We start from the raw sequence: 2,912 nt of genomic DNA on the forward strand, positions 1-2,912 counted from the left end.
CGCGACACCCACCCGGACCGCCGATCCGCCCGACGTCAGGCCCAACGCCACCTCGTCCTGACCGGTGTACCGGGCCAGCACGCCGACGAGGCCGGTCAGCAGCACCACACCGGCCGGCTCCGGGCCCGTCAGGTCGGGCAGCTCCACCGTCCGCGACTGCGAGGCCGCCCGGGCCGGCCACACCAACGGCCGCCGCAGGTCACCCACCAGGTCCAGGCCCTCGAACTCGGCACCCGCCCCGGCGACACCCACAACCCGGACCTGACCACCAACGGACCCGACAGACACGAACCAACCTCCGATCGAAAGGGGTGACCGGGCGGCGCGTGGCCGGAGCGGCCGGTCAGCCGATGTGCCGCACTGCGGACAGCACGGTGTGACGCAGTGGTGGGGGACGGCGTGGAGCGTCGCCGCCGCGTACGGGGGGCAGCCGACCGACGCCTCTGCGGAGCGGACCCGGTCGTGCCGTAGGTGGTCCGTGGGAGGCGTGGACGGCGGTGGACGGCGTCCTGCGGCGTGCCGCGGTGGGGCACAGGTGGGGACGCCTCGGGACCGGCGGTGCGATCAGGACGGGGTCACCGTCTGGAAGCCGCAACCGGGTGTCCGACCCAGCCACCGGCACCTCCTGTCCGTCAGGGCGCGGCGCACCCACATGCGTCCCCGATTCTGTGCGGTGAGGGGAAACGACGAACCGGTGGTGCCAGACGCTATGGAGCCGGCCGGAGCGGCGTACACCCCTAGACACACAGTCGACCCCTAGCGGCGTGTCCACTGAGGATCAGTGGTTTCCGGCGATGTGTCGTGGATTCTCGCTGGTCAGGTCGGACAAGTCGTCCGCCTGCGCGATCAGACAGCCGGGGAAATCCTGCCGGAACCTCGTAGGGCCCACTCGGCTCACCGGCCGGACGAGGGTCATTCGGACGGATCATCGAGAGGGTCATTCGTCAATGATCATCATCCTTCGGTGGAAAGAGAATGGTCGACCAGGGCGTCGGTCCGCGCCTTGCCGAGATCGGTCCGGTCGGGCGTGGAGGGCCGCGGTGTCACGGAGCGTAGTGTCGCTCGGCGCTCGCGCCGCCTTCCGAGGCGCCCGCACGGTTACCCGGAGTGCTGGCTCGGCGAGGATCTGAGCGCGCCGGGTGGCGATGGCCAAGAGTGCTGGTCGGGCCTGATCCGTCGGTGCTCGGGGCGCTTCACGTATTGGGCGTCGACACTGCGTTCTCCATTGATCGGGCGACGAGAGTGGAGTGACGAGAGAATGTCACGCTCTGTTCTTCGGGTGCCCGAACCGCACTCTCCCCGACCCCCCGACCTGGCATTGTCGGTGACGTAAAGGGCCGGTGCGTACTCGGCTGACCGGCCCATCGACGGTCAATGCGTGCTGACTAAGGTTTCCGTATCGCGAATTCTGTTCACGACGCAGTCGGTGACTGGCAAGCACACCGGCTGCTGGTGTGCACCGCGCCAACTCAGCGCTGACCACAAGCCAGCCGCTACCTGGCCGGTCAAACGTCGAGCCCTCCGGCCGGTGCACGCGGCACGCTCGACTTCCGTGGTCGAGCGGCCTCATCAGAACCGGGACGCCACGCATCCGCCCACGTCCTCCGCTGTTCGTGGTGGTGGTGCACCCGGACTTCGTGCCATCCCCGAGGCCCCTTGCGGGCCGGCATGTCAGGAGATCCGATGGATGGGCCTATCCAGGTACAGGTGTTCGCTCATGAAGGGGTGGTCCTGGCCCGACCACCCAGTCCGGTGGCGACCGCAAGCAGCCGTTATCTGGCCGGCGCGGGCGCCGGCCTGCACAACGGGCTGGACATGATCACCGGCCTTCACCTCACGCTGCCGCACCAGACGGCGGCCATCTGCAGCACCGGAGCCAGCGCGGACAAGTCGCTGCGTCTGATCAGCCGGTGTGGCCTCAAGCCGCCCAGCGACCTGCGCGAGTTCCGGTCCGGCGACCACGCGGTGCAGCTCGCCCGGGAGGCCGCCGAACGAGGCGAGTTGCTGGAGTTCCAGTTCCCGCCGCACGATCCGCAACTTCGGACGGCAGCCGCCCGGGTTCCGCCGGACCTGCTGGCCCGCCTCAACAACAAGACCGTCCTGGAAACGCTGATCGCCCCGGAGTACCTGCCCCGCCGGCAGGTCGCCACCCCCGCCGAGGTGCGGCGGATCGTGCAGCAGGACCGTCGGCCGGCGGTCGTCAAACCGGCCGGCGCCGAGGTGTACAGCGGGATCGCGATCTTCACCAGACGACTGCAGGACCGGTTGAACAGGTCACTGTTCAACCAACTGGAGCAGGTCAGCGATCAGTGGATCGTCGAGGAGGAGGTTCTCTTCCGGACGGTCTGGGGGCTCCAGTTCGGCGTGACGGACGGCGGATCGGTGGAGTACTTCGGTGCGTCCGTACACCTGCCGCAGCCCACCTCGACGTGGATCGGTTGTGTGATGGACGACGAGCAACCGCCGGCGGAACTGATCCAGGCGCTGACCGCGGGGGTTCGGAAGGCGGCCGCTCTCGGGTACCGGGGGTACTGCTCGTTCGACGCCGGCATCGGCCGCGACGGCGAACTGCGCGTCATCGACCCGAACTTCCGGGTCAGCGGAGCCACCTCGTCGTTGCTGCACCGCAATTCGCTGCTGGGTCAGCACCCGTGCGCCATGACCACGTTCTTCTCGCTCGCGCCGGGGGTGGACGCCGAGCCGATCCTCGCGCCGTTCATCGACCGTGGGCAGTTCGTCGTGTTCATGCACTACGACCCGGCGGAGACGGACAACGGCCCGTATCAGGCGACCATCCTCGGCATGGTCGGCGGCGCGGACCGGTACGCCTGCGGCGTGCTGATCGCGCAGATCCAGCGAGCGCTGGGCAGGTGACCCGGCGTTCCGGGCCGCGCCGTCGGCGGCGCGGCCCG

At 69.3% G+C, this 2,912-nt stretch carries 2 protein-coding genes; one reads left to right on the forward strand and one right to left on the reverse strand.

Going from position 1 to position 2,912, the window contains the following annotated elements:
* The coding region (locus AB0L34_RS33435; RefSeq protein ID WP_363709628.1) for a hypothetical protein at positions 1-288 on the reverse strand (288 nt) is incomplete at its 3' end.
* Between the two features lie 1,419 nt (positions 289-1,707).
* Here AB0L34_RS33435 and AB0L34_RS33440 point away from each other — a divergent pair.
* Positions 1,708-2,874: an ATP-grasp domain-containing protein gene (locus AB0L34_RS33440; RefSeq protein ID WP_363709630.1), complete on the forward strand. Its 1,167-nt coding sequence runs from the start codon at positions 1,708-1,710 to the stop codon at positions 2,872-2,874.
* Positions 2,875-2,912: the final 38 nt, after the last annotated feature.

Origin of the sequence: Micromonospora sp. NPDC052213, assembly GCF_040679695.1 — a bacterium.
Taxonomy (GTDB): Bacteria; Actinomycetota; Actinomycetes; order Mycobacteriales; family Micromonosporaceae; genus Micromonospora.